The sequence below is a fragment of the Brevibacillus sp. AF8 genome, from assembly GCF_021270385.1.
Classification (GTDB): domain Bacteria; phylum Bacillota; class Bacilli; order Brevibacillales; family Brevibacillaceae; genus Brevibacillus.
In genome coordinates this window covers 144,664-161,515 of record NZ_JAGQDN010000009.1, presented here as the reverse complement: position 1 = coordinate 161,515, position 16,852 = coordinate 144,664, and the positions used below count along the sequence as shown (strand labels likewise).

General features: G+C 48.0%; 19 protein-coding genes and 1 pseudogene. 12 read left to right on the top strand and 8 right to left on the bottom strand.

The window, feature by feature from the left end:
* Positions 1–161 precede the first annotated feature (161 nt).
* A complete protein-coding gene (locus KB186_RS14295) occupies positions 162–2,318 on the top strand; it encodes a cell division protein FtsA (RefSeq protein ID WP_221868160.1) in 2,157 nt (718 codons plus the stop codon).
* Between the two features lie 71 nt (positions 2,319–2,389).
* Here KB186_RS14295 and ytxJ read toward each other — a convergent pair whose 3' ends face one another.
* The 3 genes from ytxJ to KB186_RS14280 all read right to left on the bottom strand — a co-directional run bounded on the left by ytxJ (position 2,390) and on the right by KB186_RS14280 (position 3,897).
* Positions 2,390–2,716: a bacillithiol system redox-active protein YtxJ gene (ytxJ, locus tag KB186_RS14290; RefSeq protein WP_047071916.1), complete on the bottom strand. Its 327-nt coding sequence runs from the start codon at positions 2,714–2,716 to the stop codon at positions 2,390–2,392.
* 122 nt (positions 2,717–2,838) lie between these two features.
* Positions 2,839–3,237, bottom strand: a complete 399-nt coding sequence (locus KB186_RS14285) for a hypothetical protein (RefSeq protein WP_173612389.1) — start codon at positions 3,235–3,237, stop codon at positions 2,839–2,841.
* A 426-nt stretch (positions 3,238–3,663) separates the two neighbouring features.
* Positions 3,664–3,897 (bottom strand): hypothetical protein, encoded by a 234-nt coding sequence (locus KB186_RS14280; protein ID WP_047071914.1) that lies wholly within the window; start codon positions 3,895–3,897, stop codon positions 3,664–3,666.
* Positions 3,898–4,123: 226 nt separating this feature from the next.
* Here KB186_RS14280 and KB186_RS14275 point away from each other — a divergent pair, with 226 nt between their 5' ends.
* On the top strand, positions 4,124–4,216 hold the full coding sequence (locus tag KB186_RS14275; protein ID WP_017250455.1) for a YjcZ family sporulation protein: 93 nt from the start codon (positions 4,124–4,126) through the stop codon (positions 4,214–4,216).
* A gap of 173 nt (positions 4,217–4,389) precedes the next feature.
* Positions 4,390–5,502: an aminopeptidase gene (locus tag KB186_RS14270; protein WP_232773843.1), complete on the top strand. Its 1,113-nt coding sequence runs from the start codon at positions 4,390–4,392 to the stop codon at positions 5,500–5,502.
* A 56-nt stretch (positions 5,503–5,558) separates the two neighbouring features.
* On the opposite strand, the gene KB186_RS14265 is transcribed toward KB186_RS14270, so the two are convergent.
* Positions 5,559–6,092 (bottom strand): PadR family transcriptional regulator, encoded by a 534-nt coding sequence (locus KB186_RS14265; RefSeq protein ID WP_047071910.1) that lies wholly within the window; start codon positions 6,090–6,092, stop codon positions 5,559–5,561.
* Between the two features lie 450 nt (positions 6,093–6,542).
* Here KB186_RS14265 and KB186_RS14260 point away from each other — a divergent pair.
* A pseudogene (locus KB186_RS14260) lies at positions 6,543–6,797 on the top strand (S1C family serine protease); the annotation flags it as partial.
* A gap of 13 nt (positions 6,798–6,810) precedes the next feature.
* Here the strand turns inward: KB186_RS14260 and KB186_RS14255 are convergent.
* Entirely contained in the window at positions 6,811–7,905 is a 1,095-nt protein-coding gene (locus KB186_RS14255) for a YheC/YheD family endospore coat-associated protein (protein WP_232773842.1), read from the bottom strand.
* A gap of 200 nt (positions 7,906–8,105) precedes the next feature.
* Here KB186_RS14255 and KB186_RS14250 point away from each other — a divergent pair, with 200 nt between their 5' ends.
* Positions 8,106–8,426 (top strand): winged helix-turn-helix transcriptional regulator, encoded by a 321-nt coding sequence (locus tag KB186_RS14250; RefSeq protein WP_088908731.1) that lies wholly within the window; start codon positions 8,106–8,108, stop codon positions 8,424–8,426.
* 112 nt (positions 8,427–8,538) lie between these two features.
* Entirely contained in the window at positions 8,539–9,990 is a 1,452-nt protein-coding gene (locus KB186_RS14245; RefSeq protein ID WP_232773841.1) for a recombinase family protein, read from the top strand.
* Positions 9,991–10,041: 51 nt separating this feature from the next.
* On the opposite strand, the gene KB186_RS14240 is transcribed toward KB186_RS14245, so the two are convergent.
* A complete protein-coding gene (locus KB186_RS14240) occupies positions 10,042–11,136 on the bottom strand; it encodes a YheC/YheD family endospore coat-associated protein (protein ID WP_232773842.1) in 1,095 nt (364 codons plus the stop codon).
* Between the two features lie 200 nt (positions 11,137–11,336).
* Here KB186_RS14240 and KB186_RS14235 point away from each other — a divergent pair, with 200 nt between their 5' ends.
* The 3 genes from KB186_RS14235 (at position 11,337) to KB186_RS14225 (ending at position 13,523) form a co-directional block, all read left to right on the top strand.
* Positions 11,337–11,657 (top strand): winged helix-turn-helix transcriptional regulator, encoded by a 321-nt coding sequence (locus tag KB186_RS14235; RefSeq protein WP_088908731.1) that lies wholly within the window; start codon positions 11,337–11,339, stop codon positions 11,655–11,657.
* A 112-nt stretch (positions 11,658–11,769) separates the two neighbouring features.
* Positions 11,770–13,221, top strand: coding sequence for a recombinase family protein (locus KB186_RS14230; RefSeq protein WP_232773841.1), 1,452 nt, complete (start codon positions 11,770–11,772; stop codon positions 13,219–13,221).
* Between the two features lie 23 nt (positions 13,222–13,244).
* On the top strand, positions 13,245–13,523 hold the full coding sequence (locus KB186_RS14225) for a S1C family serine protease (RefSeq protein ID WP_221868157.1): 279 nt from the start codon (positions 13,245–13,247) through the stop codon (positions 13,521–13,523).
* Between the two features lie 29 nt (positions 13,524–13,552).
* Here KB186_RS14225 and KB186_RS14220 read toward each other — a convergent pair whose 3' ends face one another.
* Positions 13,553–13,699, bottom strand: coding sequence for a hypothetical protein (locus KB186_RS14220; protein ID WP_232773840.1), 147 nt, complete (start codon positions 13,697–13,699; stop codon positions 13,553–13,555).
* A gap of 62 nt (positions 13,700–13,761) precedes the next feature.
* Positions 13,762–14,043, bottom strand: a complete 282-nt coding sequence (locus KB186_RS14215; protein WP_007721245.1) for a DUF2325 domain-containing protein — start codon at positions 14,041–14,043, stop codon at positions 13,762–13,764.
* Between the two features lie 329 nt (positions 14,044–14,372).
* Between KB186_RS14215 and KB186_RS14210 the strand changes: the two genes are divergently transcribed.
* From KB186_RS14210 to KB186_RS14200, 3 genes are all read left to right on the top strand, one after another.
* Positions 14,373–14,972, top strand: a complete 600-nt coding sequence (locus tag KB186_RS14210) for an IMEF encapsulin system ferritin-like cargo protein (RefSeq protein ID WP_232773839.1) — start codon at positions 14,373–14,375, stop codon at positions 14,970–14,972.
* A 37-nt stretch (positions 14,973–15,009) separates the two neighbouring features.
* Entirely contained in the window at positions 15,010–15,858 is an 849-nt protein-coding gene (locus tag KB186_RS14205; RefSeq protein WP_007721249.1) for a family 1 encapsulin nanocompartment shell protein, read from the top strand.
* A gap of 141 nt (positions 15,859–15,999) precedes the next feature.
* On the top strand, positions 16,000–16,818 hold the full coding sequence (locus tag KB186_RS14200; protein WP_221868156.1) for an alpha/beta fold hydrolase: 819 nt from the start codon (positions 16,000–16,002) through the stop codon (positions 16,816–16,818).
* Positions 16,819–16,852 lie beyond the last annotated feature (34 nt).

Genomic DNA, 16,852 nt, shown 5'->3' with positions numbered 1-16,852 from the left:
AAGAAGATTCCTTGATTCGACAGGATTCTTTCCTTTCAAATCGAATAGTTTTGGATATATGTTCTAGCTAAAAGTGATTGTTCCTTTCCGATACAGACCAAAATCACCGATAAGTATTGTAAAGACTTCATGAACAACCTCTTACAAGGAGTGACCTACATTTGTCTGACATCACAGCCCCTGAGCTTATTTTTTCATTAGATATTGGAACGCGCAGCGTCGTCGGCCTGATCGTGGAAACGACCGGCGAGCAGTACCGTGTATTGGACTGCGCAATTCGAGAGCACGATGAACGCTCCATGCTCGATGGGCAAATTCACGATATCGTCGCCGTAGCTAAGGTGATTCAACAAATAAAAGAAGAGCTGGAGGGGAAATATGGCAAGCTGCATCAAGTAGCGGTCGCTGCTGCCGGTCGGTCATTGCGCACCCGCCGTGTGCGTGTGGACATGCCGTTAGCCAGACATGCCTTCATTTCGCGTGAAGATGTTGTCGCTTTGGAGTTTTCCGCTGTACAGGAGGCTCAAGCCGCATTAGCCCAGGAGCTAAAGGATCAAGACGTCACCCGCTATTATTGCGTGGGTTACAGCGTCGTCCATTACCATCTGGACGGAGAGTTGATCGGGAGTCTGATCGACCAGCGGGGTGACATAGCAAGCACAGATGTGATCGCAACCTTCCTTCCACGTGTGGTTGTCGACTCGCTGATCGCAGCACTGAAACGATGCGATCTGGAAATGCAGGCATTGACGCTTGAGCCTATTGCGGCGATCAATGTCCTGATTCCTGTGACGATGCGCCGACTGAATATCGCCTTAGTGGACATTGGGGCAGGTACTTCTGACGTAGCGTTGACTGAGGAAGGGGCAATTACCGCCTACGGCATGGTGCCCGTTGCAGGCGATGAAATCACGGATGCGCTCATGAATGCCTTTCTCATGGATTTTCCGATGGCAGAAGAGGTGAAGCGTCTCTTATCCACCGAGGAGTCCGTCACCTTCACGGACATTCTCGGAATGGAGCATACGCTGAGCGCTTCTGAGGTAACGAGTGCGATTGAGGCAGACATCCAGCAACTCGCCGATAAAATTGCCTTCAAAATATTGGAGCTCAACGGAAAAGCTCCCCAAGCTGTCATGCTGATCGGCGGCGGCAGCCTCACCCCTGGGCTTACCGGAAAAGTTGCTCAGGTCTTAAATATTCCTGCCGCCCGTGTTGCCGTTAGAGGCGGCGATGCGATCAAACAGTACGTCGGAGACAATCCTGCGCTCAGTGGACCTGAGTTCGTAACGCCGGTCGGTATTGCTGTTGCTGCGCGCCGTCACCCGTTGCGCTATGTAACCGTTACGGTCAATGATGCTCCTGTGCGCATATTCGATCTGCGAAAAATGACGTTGGGTGATGCCCTCATTGCATCCGGACTGGATATCCGCCGTCTGTATGGTCGCCCCGGATTGGCGATGACTGTCACGGTAAACGGACGGATGAAAATGATTCCGGGTGGTCACGGTACGGCGCCGGTGATTGAGCGCAACGGGGAGGGCGTCAGTCTCGACACGCCAATCAATGACGGAGACCAAATCACTGTAGTGGCAGGTACAAATGGCGATGATGCACGTGTGTTTGCCAAAGATTTATTCGATGAGCTGGACACGCTTGAAGTGATCTGCAATGACCGTCCCTATTCGCTCGGTCCAGTCGTACATGTTAATGGAGCGGTTGCTACTCTCGATACCTTGATCACTGATCGTGCCGAGGTGGACATCCGTCTTCCGCGCACTGTCTATGAAGTACTGGAGCTCGCTGGACTGAAAACGTCGGCGGAATCGGGCTTGCGTTTTTCCGTGAATGGACAAGATTATTCGATTCCGTCCCGTATCGAGGTGATCGAGCTGAACGGAAGACTAGCGGCTTTGACAGATCTCGTCCGGCAAGGAGATGTCCTCGTCTATCGGCTGGATGAAGTCCCCGCCCCTTCCATACAAGATGTCATTCCCTTGGAAGAATGGGTACAGGAGACAATGATCGTACACTTCAATGGTGAACGAGTCGAATTGCCTGTCGCACAAGTAACGATAACGGTAGACGGAAAAGCGGCGAATGCCTCTGATCCTGTGAGCGAAGGTGCCGACATCACGGTAAAATCCTCACCTGCGACTACACCTGTGTTTAGCGATGTCTTCCGTTTTGTCGATGTTTCCTTGGAAAAGCCCGACCGTGAGAGTATCTCCGGATTCGTCATGCTCGTCAACGGCGAACAAGCCAACTTCCAGACAGAATTGAAAAGTGGAGACAAGTTGGAGCTATTCTGGGAATAGTCTCTCCCGCGCTCTTTTTCTCCATGCAAAAAGCCGGATTCACCTCCTTATAGGGTGTTCCGGCTTTTTGATTACGCGTTGAGCGCCTGTCCGATCGCGTCCTTCGTAATTTTCCAGTGAGATGTGTGCCATTTTACTTCCCCGTCCTCCAGCAAAAAGATTTGCGGAGATTCGTGTTTGATGGAAAAACGATCCGCTACGGCATTGGATACAGGGCGATCCTCCCTTACCAGAATGACCGCAGATTCCACTTGATTGTCCTGCAAATACGCTTGAAACTCTTCATAAGCGGACGTACTGATTGGGCAGATTGTGCTATGCTTAAACAAAAGCTTTTTCCCATTTTTCGCTACGAACTCATCCAGTTCTTCTATGGAGTGAAGCTGTTTTTGTGACATGATTCATCTCTCCTTATCTTATGTGCCTATCAGTATACCTAAGTCCAAGCAGCAAAGTCTACATTTGCGGTGCAGTGGAGAAATGAAAAAGAGATACCTTTTTCCTAGGCATCTCTTTATCCTTACACCATGATTTTCGTTAGACGTTCGCGTAGCTCCAGCATCCATTTTTCATCGCCAAGGGACTGCGCCAACAAAAACAGATCCAATAGCTCGTTGACTTTTTCACCAAGTAATTCTCTTACGGTCGAATTCACCTTCTCATTAGCAATCAATACCAATAAGTTGGATAACTCTGACATTTCTTCGAATTCGATTGCCTGGCGCTGCGGATGTTGGCCCAGTTCCTCCATGAGTGACTTCAAATCATCCTTAATCACATCTACCACTTGGGAATGGTCACAGTCTTCGTCCACGCAGACGTGTACAGGTACATTCATGATTTTAACCCGTTTCCGGTACACGACATTGCGTAGCTCGATCTCCATTTCGTTCCCGCAGCGGTTGCATCTCTTTTGCAAAATGTTCACCCCTACCTATCTATGTATGTCTCTCATAACTATTCGAGGAGCGTCCTTTCAATCCTGCTAGAGAGCAGGTGGTACTTGGTGGATATAGAGTCAGATATAGACTAGAGTCAACATAGTGGAGGAGAAGAAAAAGCACAGTTCTCTTCGACTCTGACACGCTCACAAGGGGGATTGACTGTCCGTCTCCACTTCAAAAAGGGGACCGTCGATCCAAAGCCACCCTATGGGCGGATGTTTCTCAGGGAAGAAGTGTTCGACAACCGGGTCCCCTTTTTGAAGTTCCGACTGGGTAGGCGTTGTCAAGGTCTACGAGCCCTATGCTTTTTCTTCTCACCAGCTAAGTGCGTTTATCGGTAACGCAAAAAAGACGATGCTTGTAAGAAACATCGTCTTTCCTTTGTGATCAAAACTTCAATCTCACGCGTAGATTGCGTTTACTTTTTCACAATGCGGACAAACAGCGACTTTCCCCGCTTTTCCGTCTTCGTCTTCTACACGGTAGCCAGTAATTTGCTCGGAGAAACAAAAGAGACATTCTGTATTGAAGTCCATATCGTACTGCGCTTTCCACACAATGGATTTAAAGTCTTCTCCAACATTAATCGTAATTTGGACCAAATCATGCTGCATGCTCGATAATGATCTTTGCATCACATAAACATCCTTTCATACTTGCAAAGTCTTTTGGTATCCTCTAGCTTTTCCTGCTTTTCAGAATAATAAACATCGAGAATTGCAAGAGTATGAAAAACGAGAGATTATCAAAACAATTTTCTCAAAAATGGGCGGATGCCCGGTTCGGTCCTATGTGATCACCCATATGTTGTAGATGTAAGCACAAGAGGCTTAACACACACATGAGGAGGATGTTTATTCGATGAGCGGCATCTTTAATGGAGAATTCGACGGCTTCACTCTGGTTTTGATTCTTTTCATCCTGCTGGTTATTATCGGGTGCAGCTGCGATTAATCTTTCTTCCCCGAAGATATAGCCATATTCAGCAGGCCGTTGCATATACATGAAGTACCGAATCCTTCAAGCGCGTTTCCTCCGCAAGCTACCCTCGCCAGTGGGTAGCTTTTTTCTGTTTGAGTTGTGTACAATGGATAAGAATGATATGGAAAGCGAGGGATCCCCTTCCTATGAAAGATCCACGAATTGAAAAACTGGCTGACGTACTCGTCAATTATTCGGTGACTGTCAAGCCTGGTGAAAACGTTTTAATTTACTCCATTGGCAACGTTACCGATCTGACAAAAGCCGTAATTGCCAAGGTATACGAAGCTGGGGGAAATCCGTTTGTCCAACTGATCGACCAATCCGTTCAGCGCGAACTCTTGATGGGTGCCAACGAAACACAATTGGGTATCATGCGTGAAGCAGATGTGGCTTTCATGAAACAAATGGATTGCTACATAGGCATCCGCGGCGGCGACAACATTAGTGAGCTCTCTGATGTACCTGGAGACAAAATGCAGCTGCATTCCAAGCTGCTAGCGCGTCCTGTACTGGATATTCGCGTACCGCATACCAAATGGGTCGTGCTACGCTATCCAAATGCATCCATGGCTCAGTTGGCTAATATGAGCACCGCCGCTTTCGAAGATTTTTATTTCAAAGTGTGCACGCTTGATTACGGCAAAATGGATAAAGCCATGGACAGCCTGGTCGAGCTGATGGAGAAAACCGACAAGGTACGTATCGTAGGACCAGGCACTGATCTGACCTTCTCTATCAAAGATATTCCGGCAATCAAATGTGCTGGTGAAGCCAACATCCCTGACGGAGAAGTATTTACTGCCCCTGTCCGTGATTCCGTCAACGGTACGATCGCGTACAACACGCCATCTCCTTATCAAGGCTTTACATACGACAACATCAAGCTCACCTTCAAGGATGGCAAAATCATCGAAGCAACTGCGAACGACACCGAGAAGATCAATGAAATCTTTGATACGGATGAAGGTGCGAGGTTCGTTGGGGAATTTGCGATTGGCGTGAATCCATACATCCAAAACCCGATGAAAGACATCCTCTTCGACGAAAAAATTGACGGAAGCTTCCACTTCACACCGGGACAGGCCTACGATGAAGCATTTAACGGAAACAAATCCTCCATTCACTGGGACTTGGTTATGATTCAACGTCCTGAGTGGGGCGGTGGAGAAATTTGGTTTGACGATCGCCTGATCCGCAAAGACGGACGTTTCGTTGTACCAGAGCTCGAATGCCTCAATCCAGAAAACCTGAAATAAATGAAAATAAGCGAAGGGCTCATTGTTCACAAGACATGAGCCCTTCGCTTTATTGGCTAAACGGAATAAGCTGGTTGTTTCAACAAGGAAGTCATTTTTTGTTCCATAAAGGAAATCGTTGACTCCAGATGATGAATGGTATACTCCCAGCAAAAACGTTGATATTCGTCAAAATTTACTTCCAGCTTTTTATAAGAAGCCTTACTTTGTTGGAGCAATTGACGCTGCGTATCCAAACAGCCCTCTAGCAAATCCTTTTGTTCGTCGATCGTGCGGCTCTTGCCGAAGAAAATTTTAACCAGCATGTCTGAACGCAATACTGGCGGCAAGATAGGCGTCTGGATTTCTTGACGGAAAGATTGTTTTCCGGCTTCTGTAATACGGTACAAAATCTTGTTCGGCTTGCCAGACTGAATGATTTCTTGCTTCGTCACGAAGCCTTCTTCCTCCAGTTTGCGCAATGCTGGATAAATAGCACCAAAGCTAGCGTCATAAAAGAATCCAATACTGTTTGTAAACGCTTGCTTAATATCGTAGCCACTCATTTCCCCATAGCTCAAGAAACCCAGTATGATCGTTTTAACATCCATCTCTTCGCATCCTCCGTTACCGTTCTTTTTCTCTCTCTAGCGGCTAGGACTTAGCCTTTATGTTCAAAATATTCTTTAACTACATGTTATTATAAATGCATTTAAATAATTATACCAATGCTATTTCTTTATTATATCAATCAAAATTAATGATATAACCATACACTCGACTAGAAATTGGGCGTCCCTTCCCTCTCCACTCCCCATAAGATGATACATACCTATCTGCTGTAGGGGGAGAGATCGGTGAAAAGTAAAAAATGGTCCCAGTATACGCGGGTAAAGTACCCTGTGAGCAGCAGCAGTCTGCACCCATTCAATTTCTTCGTTCCCATTGTCGAGCGAGTTCAAGAGGGAGTAGTCTCCATCGTGACCGAAGATGCTCCCCATTCCAAAGACGTGGATTCGTTAATTCGCAGCCTCATTGATCATGAAGATAATTCTCCACCCATGGAACGAAGCTTTGGCTCCGGATTTCTTTTTCATCCGAAAGGGTATATCTTGACGAGCGAGCATGTCATCGGCAAATCCAAAAACATTTTCGTGAAGCTATATAACGGTAGAGTGTTTGAAGCCAAACGCATTATAGCCGATCGAGTCCGGGATTACGCCGTCATCAAAATTGATGCAGACTGCAAGCTATATCCGCTGCCACTAGGCAACTCCTCTCATACAAAAGTAGGAGAATGGGTCATCAGCGTCGGTTCTCCATCTGTATTCAAAGAGACAAAAAACGAGCCTGGTTCCGGGCCAAATACAGCGCAAATTGAACGGGACGGGCTATCGCCTTCTTGTATAATGCCATGTCACCCATCTGGCGAAAAACCTCTCTTCCCGGCTTGGGATTCACTTCGATTAACCACGCACGTCCGTCCACATCCACCCCAATGTCCAGCCCGAATTCCATCATGCGACCAAAATAGTCCTCGAGCGTGTTTGCTACATCAAAAGCAAGCCGATAACATTCCTGTTTGATCAGCTCTCCACGCTCCCCGCCAAATCGCCTGAACATAAACCATTCAAAGGGAATCGCTTTGCCTCCTCCATGCAAATTGGAAGTAGCACTGCCATTCTCCCCCATACGTACTGCGCACCCTGTCACCGCCCACTCCCCACGCTCGTCCTTTTGAATCAATAACCGTACATCAACGACATGCTTGCGTAGCAGGCCCAGGTCCAACCCTTGCTGCACCAGAAAATTGCCATCGCGAATGCGCTGTTCCTGTACCCACGTTTTGACCCATTTTTCCACGCCTTCCACCGTATCAATTCGAGCTACATGATACTTATGCTTCTTGTCACGTCCAGAGAGGTTATACTCCTTGCCACTGCTCTTCACTCTGAGAATGCTTCTTCCTCCTGTGCCATTCCCTGGCTTGACATAGACGAGCCCATGGCGTGCGAGCATGTTTCGGATCTTGCCTTTTTCGTAAACATGCGTTTCCGGAATCCAGCGTTTGACGCGTTCATCAGAAGCGAGCAGATTCGTCACTCTCCATTTTTTACTGAACGGACTATTGGCAAAGAAAAACAGATCACTATTTCGCAGCCGGATATACTCCTTTACCCTGCGTCGGTACCGATCGATTACGACTTCTGGCCAAGGGAATGTTTTACTCATCCAGCCCCCGTTTGGTTTGGGAATGAAGCCTTTGATCTTTCTGGCGGAAACATTGACGTCCTGATGCGAAAACAGGTAGATTTCTGCGCCTAGCTTTTGCCCTGTTTGAACCAGCCTTCGCAAATAAGCTGGTTCCTCAAAGCGTAACCCCTCCCGCCAGGTTAAAATGCCGATTACCCGTTTTGGAAGCATCGCAACACCCTCTTCGCTTCTTTTCTTTCGCGATTAGTGTATGTGTAGACACCTTATAGGGAAACATTTGTCCATGAAAACGGGCTTGACTTCTCAGCATTGTCAAAGTGTCATTCCAACTTTTCGTTACTTACTTTTTTCAAGCTAATCTGTTAGAATAAAGGGCAACAATAATGATGCTAGATAGAGGTGACGCCGATATGAGTCATGATTTTTCTGGCGAACACATGTGTCCAAAATATGAATGTGCAATGAACGTCCTTGGAAAACGTTGGACCGGCCTGATTATTCATGTGTTGCTACGCGGGACTGTACGATTCAAAGATATCCGGGAAATGGTTCCACATATGAGCGATAAAATGCTCTCGGAAAGACTGAAGGAGTTGGAAGAGCTCGAGATTTTGGAGCGCAAAGTGTACCCAGAGATCCCGGTTCGCATTGAATACGAATTGACCGAAAAAGGAAAAGATTTACGTCCTGTCATTGATTCCATTCACGAATGGGGCCAAAAATGGATGTAGCATACCCCCACTTGTCCAAAACGGATAAGCGGGGTTTTTTATTTGCGGTCAGGCATAAGCTCCTCCCTTTTGCTGTACACTCTAGCAACCCAAGATGAAGGGAGGACGGGCGATGCGAACGGCCATCTACATTCGCGTCAGTACGGAGGATCAGGCACGCGAAGGGTTTTCGATCCCCGCTCAAAGGGAAAAGCTGCTCTCGTACGTTCACTCCCAAGGATGGGAAGTCCATGCAGTTTACGCAGATGAAGGCGTGAGTGCCAAAGATACGAATCGCCCCGCACTTGGTCAACTCTTGCAGGATATCCAAACGGGTCAAATCGATGTCGTCCTCGTCTATCGACTCGATCGGCTCACTCGCTCTGTCCTTGATCTGTATCAGCTCCTGCAGGAGTTTGATCGACATTCGGTGCATTTTAAAAGCTGCACGGAGGTATACGATACGACTACGGCAATCGGGCGATTGTTTATAACCTTAGTGGCTGCCCTCGCACAATGGGAACGGGAAAACTTGGCAGAACGGGTCAAGCTGGGGATGAGCCAGATGGCAAGAGAACGAAAACGACCAGGAGGACCTGCACCGTATGGATACAATCTGGTGCGAGGAACGCTGGTCGTGAATCAAAGGGAAGCAGCAGGCGTACGAAGCATGTTCGAGCGCTATGATCGAGGCGAATCTCCGCGTCAAATCGCTGAATGGGCAAATCATTCCGGATTGCGCGGCAAAAATGGCGCTTCATGGAGTGCAAGTGCCGTGCTTCGCCTGTTAAAAAATCCGGTCTATCACGGTGCGCTGCGTTGGAATTACACCGACGCCGATCAACAACGCAATGACCCTGAGGAATGGATTATCGAAGAGGCGACTCACCCGGCCATCATCGATCAATCCTGTTTCTCCCGGGTGCAGGAGCGGATGAGTTCTCGGGCAACAAGACACCCCCGCGTTCTCAGCTCCCGCTACCTTTTTTCCGGATTGCTGTACTGCTCGCGTTGTGGCTCCGCGATGCGCGGGAAAACAACTACGATCACAGGAAAAAGGGAAAAAAGCTACACGCACCGCTACTATTTATGTAAAAACAAGTTGGCCGGTACGTGTGATGCTCCTGCCATACGTGAGGATCGCTTGGAAATAGCCATTGTGCAAGAGCTGATGCAGTATTCGCCAGAGTCAATCGCTGTGATGAAGGAAGTGTATCAGACTGTGTTGCAGACGAATTCCCGCGCTCCCGCAAAAGAAACCGAGCAGCAGCTGCTAATTCGAAGGCAACGTTGGGAACAAGCTTATGAAGAGGGATTCCTTACACTCCCTGCCTTGCGAGAGAAAATCAGTGCGTTGGATCTGGCTGCAAAAGAACAGGAACGGGCTTACTCTGCTTTTTCACACGTACACCATCTTGATTTAGATGCCCTTTCCAATTGGAATCTCATTTGGACGTATGCAAATGAAAAAGAACGGCGATTGCTCGTGTGCACGCTCATCCAACGTATTGACGCAGAAGCAACAGACTCTGCCTCTGGTCAAAAAAATAGAGAGGTCTGTTTGCGTCTGTTGTCCTTTCATTAAAAATTGCTACTGATTTTGTTTGTATGGATACAGGTGGTTCTCCATCTGTATTCAAAGAGACAAAAAACGAGCCTGGTTCCGGGCCAAATACAGCGCAAATTGAACGGGACGGGCTATCGCCTTCTTGTATAATGCCATGTCACCCATCTGGCGAAAAACCTCTCTTCCCGGCTTGGGATTCACTTCGATTAACCACGCACGTCCGTCCACATCCACCCCAATGTCCAGCCCGAATTCCATCATGCGACCAAAATAGTCCTCGAGCGTGTTTGCTACATCAAAAGCAAGCCGATAACATTCCTGTTTGATCAGCTCTCCACGCTCCCCGCCAAATCGCCTGAACATAAACCATTCAAAGGGAATCGCTTTGCCTCCTCCATGCAAATTGGAAGTAGCACTGCCATTCTCCCCCATACGTACTGCGCACCCTGTCACCGCCCACTCCCCACGCTCGTCCTTTTGAATCAATAACCGTACATCAACGACATGCTTGCGTAGCAGGCCCAGGTCCAACCCTTGCTGCACCAGAAAATTGCCATCGCGAATGCGCTGTTCCTGTACCCACGTTTTGACCCATTTTTCCACGCCTTCCACCGTATCAATTCGAGCTACATGATACTTATGCTTCTTGTCACGTCCAGAGAGGTTATACTCCTTGCCACTGCTCTTCACTCTGAGAATGCTTCTTCCTCCTGTGCCATTCCCTGGCTTGACATAGACGAGCCCATGGCGTGCGAGCATGTTTCGGATCTTGCCTTTTTCGTAAACATGCGTTTCCGGAATCCAGCGTTTGACGCGTTCATCAGAAGCGAGCAGATTCGTCACTCTCCATTTTTTACTGAACGGACTATTGGCAAAGAAAAACAGATCACTATTTCGCAGCCGGATATACTCCTTTACCCTGCGTCGGTACCGATCGATTACGACTTCTGGCCAAGGGAATGTTTTACTCATCCAGCCCCCGTTTGGTTTGGGAATGAAGCCTTTGATCTTTCTGGCGGAAACATTGACGTCCTGATGCGAAAACAGGTAGATTTCTGCGCCTAGCTTTTGCCCTGTTTGAACCAGCCTTCGCAAATAAGCTGGTTCCTCAAAGCGTAACCCCTCCCGCCAGGTTAAAATGCCGATTACCCGTTTTGGAAGCATCGCAACACCCTCTTCGCTTCTTTTCTTTCGCGATTAGTGTATGTGTAGACACCTTATAGGGAAACATTTGTCCATGAAAACGGGCTTGACTTCTCAGCATTGTCAAAGTGTCATTCCAACTTTTCGTTACTTACTTTTTTCAAGCTAATCTGTTAGAATAAAGGGCAACAATAATGATGCTAGATAGAGGTGACGCCGATATGAGTCATGATTTTTCTGGCGAACACATGTGTCCAAAATATGAATGTGCAATGAACGTCCTTGGAAAACGTTGGACCGGCCTGATTATTCATGTGTTGCTACGCGGGACTGTACGATTCAAAGATATCCGGGAAATGGTTCCACATATGAGCGATAAAATGCTCTCGGAAAGACTGAAGGAGTTGGAAGAGCTCGAGATTTTGGAGCGCAAAGTGTACCCAGAGATCCCGGTTCGCATTGAATACGAATTGACCGAAAAAGGAAAAGATTTACGTCCTGTCATTGATTCCATTCACGAATGGGGCCAAAAATGGATGTAGCATACCCCCACTTGTCCAAAACGGATAAGCGGGGTTTTTTATTTGCGGTCAGGCATAAGCTCCTCCCTTTTGCTGTACACTCTAGCAACCCAAGATGAAGGGAGGACGGGCGATGCGAACGGCCATCTACATTCGCGTCAGTACGGAGGATCAGGCACGCGAAGGGTTTTCGATCCCCGCTCAAAGGGAAAAGCTGCTCTCGTACGTTCACTCCCAAGGATGGGAAGTCCATGCAGTTTACGCAGATGAAGGCGTGAGTGCCAAAGATACGAATCGCCCCGCACTTGGTCAACTCTTGCAGGATATCCAAACGGGTCAAATCGATGTCGTCCTCGTCTATCGACTCGATCGGCTCACTCGCTCTGTCCTTGATCTGTATCAGCTCCTGCAGGAGTTTGATCGACATTCGGTGCATTTTAAAAGCTGCACGGAGGTATACGATACGACTACGGCAATCGGGCGATTGTTTATAACCTTAGTGGCTGCCCTCGCACAATGGGAACGGGAAAACTTGGCAGAACGGGTCAAGCTGGGGATGAGCCAGATGGCAAGAGAACGAAAACGACCAGGAGGACCTGCACCGTATGGATACAATCTGGTGCGAGGAACGCTGGTCGTGAATCAAAGGGAAGCAGCAGGCGTACGAAGCATGTTCGAGCGCTATGATCGAGGCGAATCTCCGCGTCAAATCGCTGAATGGGCAAATCATTCCGGATTGCGCGGCAAAAATGGCGCTTCATGGAGTGCAAGTGCCGTGCTTCGCCTGTTAAAAAATCCGGTCTATCACGGTGCGCTGCGTTGGAATTACACCGACGCCGATCAACAACGCAATGACCCTGAGGAATGGATTATCGAAGAGGCGACTCACCCGGCCATCATCGATCAATCCTGTTTCTCCCGGGTGCAGGAGCGGATGAGTTCTCGGGCAACAAGACACCCCCGCGTTCTCAGCTCCCGCTACCTTTTTTCCGGATTGCTGTACTGCTCGCGTTGTGGCTCCGCGATGCGCGGGAAAACAACTACGATCACAGGAAAAAGGGAAAAAAGCTACACGCACCGCTACTATTTATGTAAAAACAAGTTGGCCGGTACGTGTGATGCTCCTGCCATACGTGAGGATCGCTTGGAAATAGCCATTGTGCAAGAGCTGATGCAGTATTCGCCAGAGTCAATCGCTGTGATGAAGGAAGTGTATCAGACTGTGTTGCAGACGAATTCCCGCGCTCCCGCAAAAGAAACCGAGCAGCAGCTGCTAATTCGAAGGCAACGTTGGGAACAAGCTTATGAAGAGGGATTCCTTACACTCCCTGCCTTGCGAGAGAAAATCAGTGCGTTGGATCTGGCTGCAAAAGAACAGGAACGGGCTTACTCTGCTTTTTCACACGTACACCATCTTGATTTAGATGCCCTTTCCAATTGGAATCTCATTTGGACGTATGCAAATGAAAAAGAACGGCGATTGCTCGTGTGCACGCTCATCCAACGTATTGACGCAGAAGCAACAGACTCTGCCTCTGGTCAAAAAAATAGAGAGGTCTGTTTGCGTCTGTTGTCCTTTCATTAAAAATTGCTACTGATTTTGTTTGTATGGATACAGGTGGTTCCCCACTCGGGTTGGAAAATTCTGTGACAGCGGGAATCATCAGTGCTAAAAACCGCCGCCTTCAGGTTGCGAAGCGAATGTACGAAGAAATTTTTCAGACGGATGCTGCTATTAACCCAGGAAATAGCGGAGGCCCACTCATTAATTTGAATGGAGAAGTCGTTGGTCTCAATGCATTCATCATTCAATCCAGCCAATGCTTGGGCTTCGCCATCGGAATTGACGCCCTCAAAATGCAACTCGAGCAATACGTGTTCAAGTGAGAAGCATCGCTTCAATAAAAAAACCCCGTCTAGGAGGACGGGGATTGCTTCTCTAGTGCAATAAGATATACATTTGGACCTTCTGTGTTGATTTCTTCTTCTGCCTGTTTTAGTTGTTGCAGCTGAGCGGCCGTAAGCTGTGCGATAGGCAGTTCACCCAGACGATTCTGTTCCATGCGCATTCCTCCGTTGGTGTCAGACTCACGATCGTAGTCTGCCCAATCCGGTGAGTATGTATTTACGCAGTGAGGTCAAAAGCTTTGGCAATCGCAGAACACGAACGCTTGCAGAAAACGATGGGCAGTTCGCGATCTTTGGCTTGGTTTTTCACAGTTTTGGCCAAGTTGTGATTGACGAAATCAGTCAACACCAAAATCATGTGGATGCCAGCTGGAATTTTCACCCCGGTTTGCGAGCTTTTCCGTCCAGTTACGTGGTGAATATCCTTGAAGCCTTGACCCTGCAGAAATTCGATAATATTGCCCAGACGATCTCCGCCTATTACTAAAATGGATGACATAACTTGTTACCTCCTTAAATTTAGGTGATGTAGGATTTATGTTTTCTTCTCTGAATGCTAATTGATAATGAATATCACTCTTATTGATAAATATTATCATTCCCATTTGGCTTTGACAATACTCTCCATGATAACTTTTTTGTCAAAAAACAAAACTAGATACGATGCCGATAAGAAAAGCCATGGCGCTCTAGTGTTCCCGCCCTCTTTTCCAAATTACACCGCACCATATTCTTCATAATCATAGGAAAATGTACATAGGTGTTGCCCGGGTGTTTTTTCCAAAGGTATAATGAAAAAATAGATTGTGAATGAGGAGGTGGCGTAGGGTGCAAGAAATTACACAGCTGCACGCCATTTTTGATCGCACCAGAGGTTACATCAACAGTTTCATGGGCGTTATCCAGCCGATTATCGACGCGGCAACGGACGAGCATACTCGTCTTTACTACCATCATATTTTGGAAGAAGAAGAACAGCGGATGGGACGCTTGCAGGAATTAGTTCCCTACCTGGAGAAGCTGTCAGCAGGAAAAAGCCTGGATCAGCTAAGTGATCGCGACCTCTCACAAATGCTGTCCGATGTGAATCTGGAACGTTTTGGACTGCACAATTTCCGCGAACATCTGGAGCTCTCTCTGTATGAATTCAAGGATGACGAAACACGTCAGCTCCTGGATGGCATGCGTGAAAAGACGCATACAGACTATTTGACAGTCAAAGAGATCATGGCGAACATAAGCCAACGCTTCTCTGATGCGGCTCATCCTGATCTCACTGATCACGATGAGGGGCACGACATTCACCAGGTTGATCATTTGAAAGCCTCGGCTTCCGCTCCTCACGGTGTTGCTTCCGTGATCAAGCATTCCGCCCCAGCAGTTGCTGGCAAAAAAGGACTGACTGTTGGCAGCTTGAAAGGAATGTAAAGAATCGGAAATCCTGAAATAACATGGAGGTTACACTATGGACAAGCTTCGTAAATACCCAGACTCTCCCTTGACGACCGAAGAATGGAACCAGTTGGACGCAACTGTCGTTGACATGGCTCGCCGCCAGCTGGTAGGACGTCGTTTTATCGATATTTATGGACCATTGGGTGAAGGCATCCAAACCATTACCAACGATGTATATGAGGAATCCCGTTTTGGCGGTCTCTCCCTGCGAGGAGAATCACTGGAAATGACACAGCCTAGCCGCCGTGTCAGCATGACGATTCCGATTCTGTACAAAGATTTCATGCTCTACTGGCGCGATGTTGCCCAAGCACGCACACTGGGTATGCCTTTGGACATGAGCGCGGCTGCGAACGCGGCTGCGGGTGGTGCACTGATGGAAGACGATCTGATCTTCAACGGTGCTGCGGAATTCGACCTTCCTGGTCTGATGAACGTAAAAGGCCGCCTCACTCATCTGAAGAGCGATTGGATGGAATCTGGCAATGCATTTGCCGATATCGTGGAAGCACGCAATAAGCTGCTGAAAATGGGCCACAGCGGTCCGTATGCACTGGTTGTTTCTCCTGAGCTCTACTCTCTCTTGCATCGCGTGCACAAAGGCACCAACGTGCTTGAGATCGAGCACGTTCGCAATCTGGTTACAGATGGTGTCTTTCAATCCCCTACCATTAAAGGCCGTTCCGGCGTATTGGTAGCGACTGGCCGTCACAATCTCGACCTGGCGATTGCAGAAGACTTCGACTCTGCGTTCCTCGGCGACGAGCAAATGAACAGTCTGTTCCGTGTGTATGAGTGCGTTGTATTGCGGATCAAGCGTCCAAGCGCCATTTGCACCTTGGAAGAAACAGAAGAATAGAAGCCCTTTGGCACACCCATTGACGATTCTCGTTGTGGGTGTGTTTTTTCATCCTTGAAATATGCAGCAGATTGCTTATAATAAGAACATGCGTTCCGAACTTTCCAAACAATCTGACACAAATTCGTTGGGGGGCTTTTTATGAGATGCAAGGTCAATGGCGTCAACCTTTATTATGAGGAGATCGGAAGTGGTTTCCCTGTCGTAATGATTCACGGCTTTTCACTTGATCACCGCTGCATGACAGGCTGTCTGGAACCCATTTTTGAGAAACGTCCGGGATACCGACGACTTTACATAGATCTACCGGGAATGGGACAAACGGAAAACTACGAACATATCCACACCACGGACGATATTCTGGAGGTTGTGCTCGCGTTCATCGATCAGCTCATTCCAGGTGAGCCCTTTTTCATTGCAGGTGAATCATACGGCGGATATCTTACACGAGCAGTTATCGAGAAGCGCCGGAAGCAAGTAAAGGGTGCCCTTTTCATCTGTCCAAATGTCATTCCAGACAAAGATAAACGCACACTGCCAGATAAACCTCTTCTCGTACAGGAGCCTTCCCTCTGGGAGGAGTTGAGTGAGACGGAACGGGCGGAGTTTGAGTCGATGGCGGTAGTCGCTACTGATTATACGTGGAATCGCTATCGAAAAGAGATTATCGATGGCTACATGCTGTCTGACCCTTCTTTCCTCACGAAAATCAGACAAGCGTATGGCGTGTCCTTCCCATTAGATACGGCCCCCTTCCCCCATCCGAGCCTTTTTCTTGTCGGCAAACAAGATCATTCTGTCGGTTATCGCGATATTTGGGATATCATCGAAGGCTACCCGCGCTCTACCTTTGCCGCTCTCGATTGTGCCGGCCACAATTTGCAGATCGAGCAGCCGCTTCTGTTTACAGAGCTTGTGAATGAATGGCTGGATCGTGCAGAAAGAGAGATCTCCCTGTAAACATGCATAAAAAAGACAACCAGCTCAAGGAGAA